This is a genomic window from Kineococcus arenarius subsp. arenarius, assembly GCF_050871845.1.
Taxonomy (GTDB): domain Bacteria; phylum Actinomycetota; class Actinomycetes; order Actinomycetales; family Kineococcaceae; genus Kineococcus.
Window position 1 is genome coordinate 1 of the sequence record NZ_JBJLSE010000155.1, and the last position, 5105, is coordinate 5105.

Below are 5105 nucleotides of genomic sequence, written 5' to 3' on the forward strand. Positions count from 1 at the left end.
TGATCAAGGAAGTTGCAACTTCCTTGATCACCGCGGGAGGGGAGCGGGGGGCGCGAGGGAGGGGAGGGTCAGGCGCCGGACTTCAGGGCGGCCAGGCGGGCCTCGACGTCCAGGTCGGCCGACAGGTCCTCCAGCTCGGCGAACCGCGCGTCCAGGGAGTCGGCCTGCAGCTCCGCCTGCCCGGCCACCCGCGCCTCCTCCCGTCGCACCCGCTCCTCGAAGCGCGACAGCTCCGAGGTGGGGTCCAGCACGTCGATCGAGCCGATCGCCGCCTGCACCTGCGACTGGGCCTGCGCGGCCTTCGCGCGCGCCACCAGCTGGTCGCGCTTGCCGCGCAGCTCCACCAGCTTCTCCTTCATCGACGCCAGCCCGCTCTTGAGCTTGTCGACGACCTCCGTCTGCGCCGCGATCTGCGGCGACGCCGCGCTGACCTCCTGCTCGAAGGACATCTGCCGCTTCAGCGCCAGCTTCGCCAGCTCGTCGAAGCGGTCCGCCTCCCCGCCCCGGCCCGCCGCGCGCAGCTCGTCGGCCTTGCGCGAGGCCGCCAGCGCCTTCGCGCCCCACTCCTGCACGGCGGCCACGTCGTCGTCGCGGTCGGCCTCCGCCAGGCGCAGGTTCCCGATCGTCTGCGCGATCGCCGCCTCCGCGTCGGCGATGTTCGCCGTGTAGTCCCGGATCACCTGGTCCAGGACCTTCTCCGGGTCCTCCGCCTGGTCGATCAGCGCGTTGACGTTCGCCCGCGCCAGCTGCGCGATGCGACCCAGGATCGACTGCTTCTGCGCCACGTCCCCGTCCTCCCCGCCGGCCGCGCCGGCGACTCGTGCTGCTCGTGCTGCCCCGACCCTCCCAGCCCCCGCCCCGCCGGGCAGCCCGGAACGGCCTTCAGAACCGCCCGCCCGCCCCGCGCCGGCCCCCCGAGGAGCGCCCCGCGGAGCGGCGCGGGGAGCCGCCGCCGGTGCCGAACCCGCCCGAGCGGCCGCGCCGGGTCGGGGCCGGCCCGCCCCACGAGCCGCCGAACCCGCCGAAGCCCCCGCCGAACCCGCCGCCCCACGAGCCGCCGAACCCCGTGCGCCGCCGCCCGCCGCCCAGCAGCACCCCACCCAGCAGGTCCTCCAGACCCGGGCCCGCCACCGTCCCCGGCGCACCCCACGAGGACGCGTCGGCGCGCGCCAGGCGCCCGGCCTCCTCCGCCAGCGCGTCCGCCGTGCGCGCGTGCTGCAGCGCCGCCGCCGCGTCACCCGCCGCCAGCTCCACCGCCGCACCCAGGTGCCGGCGGGCCTCCGCCAGCCGGGTGCGGGCCGTGCCGCCCACCGCACCGCGCCGCGTGGCCACGAAGTCCTCCGCCGCGTCCACCTCCGCGCGCGCCGCCAGCAGCGCCTGCTCCAGCGCCGCCCGCTCCTGACGGCGCTCGCGGGCCGTCTCCTCCACCGCGTCCCGCGCCGCGTCCAGCGCCCGCTCGGCCTCCACGACGCGGTGCAGCGCGCCCAGCGGGTCCTCGGCGCCCTGCTGCTGCGCCGAGGCGGCGACGGCGCGCGCGGCGGCCAGCGCCCCGGCCAGCTCCGCCGGCACCGGGGAGGAGGGGTCGGCGGGCGCGTCCGCCGCGGCGCGCAGCCGGGCCAGCGCCACGGGCAGCTCCTGCACCGCGCGGCGCAGGTCGGTGCCCGTGCGCTCCACCGACGCCAGCAGCTGCTCGGCCTGGGCCAGCGCCCCCTGGGCGGCGCGCACCGCGTCCACGACCTCGCCGGCGCGGGTGGGGTCGGCCAGCGCGCCGCGCGCCGCGAGCGCCGAGCGCTCCGCCAGGTCCAGGCGCTCGGACGCCTCCCCGGGGGCGTCCGCGACCGCCGCCAGCGCCGTCCCCCCGAACTGCCCGCGCAGCGCGTCGAGCCGCTGCCGCGCGGGTGCCACCGCGTCGCGCAGCACGGGCAGGCGCTCCTCCACGCCCGTCAGGACCTCCGGGGCGCGGCGCACCAGGTCGCGCAGCTCGTCGACGCGCTGCGAGGCGGCCTCCAGCGTCTCGTCCACGCGGCGGCAGTCCGCGACGATCCCGGTCAGCACCTCGCGCCGGCGCGCCTCGGTCTCCGGTTCGGCGTCGTCCAGGCCCTGGCGGGCGGTGAACGCCGCCGTCAGCGCGGTGCGCGCCCCGTCGAGCACGTCGCGGAAGCCGGCGGTGCGCTGCTCGCCGAACTCCGCGGTGGCGAACTCCAGCTCCTCGGCGCTGGAGCGGACCGCGTCGTCGGCGCGCACCAGCAGCGCGTCGGCGGTGCGGGCCAGGTCGGCGGTGCTCGTGCCGGCGAACTCGCCGCCCGCCGCGCCGGCCCTGGCCCCGTCCGGGCCGCGCCGGCGCGAGCGGGCCAGGAGCAGCGCGCCGCCCCCGGCGACCACGACGGCACCCGCGGCCGCCACCCCCCACGGGAAACCGCCGCCCAGCGCGTCGTCGATGGACTGCGCGCCGGCGACGACCGCGCCGGACCAGTCGCCCTCCACCAGGCGCGCCTCGGTGTCGCGGGTCACCTGCGCCAGGTCCGCGTCGCTCAGCGGGGAGGCGTCGTCCACGGAGTACGCGAAGGCGCCCTCCTGCGTGGCCACCGCCAGCAGCACGTCGTCGACGCCCAGGCCGCTGGCCACGGCGGTCTCGTCGGCCCACTGCACGGGGTCGGCGCCGTCGAAGGAGTCCACGAACACCACCCACAGCTGCACGCCCTCCTGCTGCTGCAGCTCCCGCAGCGCCGGCGTCACGTCCGTGCCGCTCAGCGCCCCCACCCGGTCGGTGACCTGCTCCGGCACCCGGAACGGGCCGACCGCGGCGGCCGGGCCCGCGGCGGTGCACGTGAGCACCCCCAGCAGCAGGGCGGCCGCCACCGGGCGGCGGGCGTCGCGGGGGCGGGGTGGTCGCAGCACCGGGCCAGTCTGGCGCAGGGGCGTGCCGCGGGCCGGTCGAGGCGCGGGCGGGTCAAGGCCCGGTCGGGTGGTGCCGATGGGAGGGGACACCCCGCGCCCGTCGAACCCCGGCGGCCCCCAGAACCCTCGGAGTCGACGTGTTCGGACGCAAGAAGCAGGCCGGTGCCGCAGCGCTGCACGGCGGCGAGGTGCCTCGCGACGTGGAGGCCCTGGAGGCCGTCCTCGTCGCCTTCGACGAGGCCCGGTGCCAGGAGGACGTGCACCGCACCACCGTCCGGGTCGTCACCGAGGTGCAGGGCCTGGACTACGGCGCCCTGTGGAGCCCTCGGCCCGACGGGCGGTTCGCCATCACCGCCGAGTTCGGTCCCGGGACGGCCGGGATGGCCCGCTCGCGCGGTGCCGCGATCGGCCCCGGCGACGGCTGGGGCGGGCGGGTCCTGCAGGAGCGCGAGCACGTGCACCTGACCGCGCAGTCGTCCACCAGCACCTGCCAGCGCTGGCGCGACGCCCGCGAGGCCGGGGCGGTCGAGGGCGCCCTGTTCCCCGTGGTGGAGGGCGGCCGGGTCGTCTGCCTCATCGAGTACTACCACCACGAGCCGCTTCCGTTCTTCGGCGCCCGCGCGGAGAAGTGGCGGACCATCGACCGCGTGCTGGCCAACGCCCGCCGCACGGTGCGCGAACGCGCGGAGCTGGCCGAGACCCTCGCCGACCGCGAGGCCGTCACCACCGTCGTCACCGCCCTGAACGACGGCCGCGACCGGGAGCAGGCGGTCCGCATCGCCCTGGACACCGTCCGCAGGGTGTTCGGCTGGGCGTACGGCTCGTACTGGGCGCTGGACGAGTCCGACCGCACCCTGAAGTTCACCGTGGAGTCGGGTTCGGCCGGCGACGAGTTCCGCCGCGTGACGCTGGCCGCGTCCTTCGCGGAGGGCGTGGGGCTGTCCGGCCGCGCCTGGCGCTCCCGCGACCTGGTGTTCGTGCGCGACCTGGCCGAGGTCACCGACTGCGTGCGGGCGCCCGCGGCGCAGCGCGCCGGCGTGAAGTCGGGCGTGTGCTTCCCCATCGTCGTCGGCGGTGAGGTCGTGGGCACGATGGACTTCTTCGTCACCGAGTTCGTCGACCTGTCCCAGACGCGCGCGGCGGCGCTGCGCAACGTGGCCCAGCTGGTCTCGCAGCGCCTGGACGTGCTGCACCGCGCCGAGGCCGACGCGCAGAACTCCCGCGAACTGCTCGACACCGTCTCGCGGCTGCGCGACGCCGTCCTCGACGCCGGGCGGGTCGGCGACTCCGCCGCCGGGCAGGCCTCCGCCCTGACCGGGGAGGTGCAGGCGCTGGCGCAGGCCTCCCAGGCCGTCGGGGAGGTCATCAAGATCATCTCGGGGATCGCCGACCAGACGAACCTGCTGGCGCTGAACGCCACCATCGAGGCCGCGCGCGCCGGTGAGCTGGGCCGCGGTTTCGCGGTCGTCGCCAGCGAGGTCAAGGACCTGGCCCGCGAGACCGCCGACGCCACCCAGCGCGTCGCGCAGCAGATCGCCGGGATCCAGGTCTCCAGCGAGCAGGTCAGCGCCGGCATCGAGGGCACCGCGGCGATCATCCGCGAACTGGACGCGGTGCAGGCGCGCATCGGCGCCGTCCTGGACGAGCAGGTGCAGATGGCCACCGCCTTCGAGGGGCGCTGACCTCTCGCCGCGGGCCCGGGCAGGGCCGTCCGCTCTCAGCGGACGGCCCTGCCGGCTCCCGGCCACGGTCGCTAGCGTCGGGGAGGACTCGAGGCCGGAGGTCCCCGTGAGCAGCACCGCACCGCACGCGCCCCTGCTGCGCGAACTCCTCGGCGCGGTCCTGCGCGAGGAGCGCCGGGTCCAGGGGCGCACCCTCGCCGACGTGGCCGCCGCCTCGGGCGTGTCGCTGCCGCACCTGTCGCAGGTGGAGCGCGGCGGCAAGGAACCCTCCTCCGAGGTCGTCGCGGCGATCTGCGGCGCCCTCGGCCTGCCGGTCGCGGACCTGCTGCGCCGCGCCGCGGGGGAGCCGCTGGACCTCACGTCCGCGGGCGGGCGCGCGGTGCCGGCGCGGTCCACCGCCCCCGCGACCGGCCCCGTCGCGCACCTCTCCCTCGTCGCCTGACCCCTCACCCTGCGCGGGGGCTAGGTCGGTGGGACTAGATGAGCTCCCGCCGCGGGGGGGGGCGGGGCCGGGGGGGACGGGGG

At 77.8% G+C, this 5105-nt stretch carries 4 protein-coding genes; 2 read left to right on the forward strand and 2 right to left on the reverse strand.

Translation table 11 applies throughout. The features are described from left to right. Positions 1-68: 68 nt before the first annotated feature. Both ACRYM0_RS20235 and ACRYM0_RS20240 read right to left on the reverse strand, forming a co-directional pair. On the reverse strand, positions 69-785 hold the full coding sequence (locus ACRYM0_RS20235; protein ID WP_432507648.1) for a PspA/IM30 family protein: 717 nt from the start codon (positions 783-785) through the stop codon (positions 69-71). 97 nt (positions 786-882) lie between these two features. After that, positions 883-2898 (reverse strand): TPM domain-containing protein, encoded by a 2016-nt coding sequence (locus ACRYM0_RS20240; protein ID WP_432507649.1) that lies wholly within the window; start codon positions 2896-2898, stop codon positions 883-885. Positions 2899-3035: 137 nt separating this feature from the next. Here ACRYM0_RS20240 and ACRYM0_RS20245 point away from each other — a divergent pair, with 137 nt between their 5' ends. Both ACRYM0_RS20245 and ACRYM0_RS20250 read left to right on the forward strand, forming a co-directional pair. Beyond that, complete coding sequence (locus ACRYM0_RS20245; protein WP_432507650.1) at positions 3036-4580, forward strand: methyl-accepting chemotaxis protein; 1545 nt, start codon at positions 3036-3038, stop codon at positions 4578-4580. A gap of 106 nt (positions 4581-4686) precedes the next feature. Next, on the forward strand, positions 4687-5022 hold the full coding sequence (locus tag ACRYM0_RS20250) for a helix-turn-helix domain-containing protein (protein ID WP_432507651.1): 336 nt from the start codon (positions 4687-4689) through the stop codon (positions 5020-5022). Positions 5023-5105 lie beyond the last annotated feature (83 nt).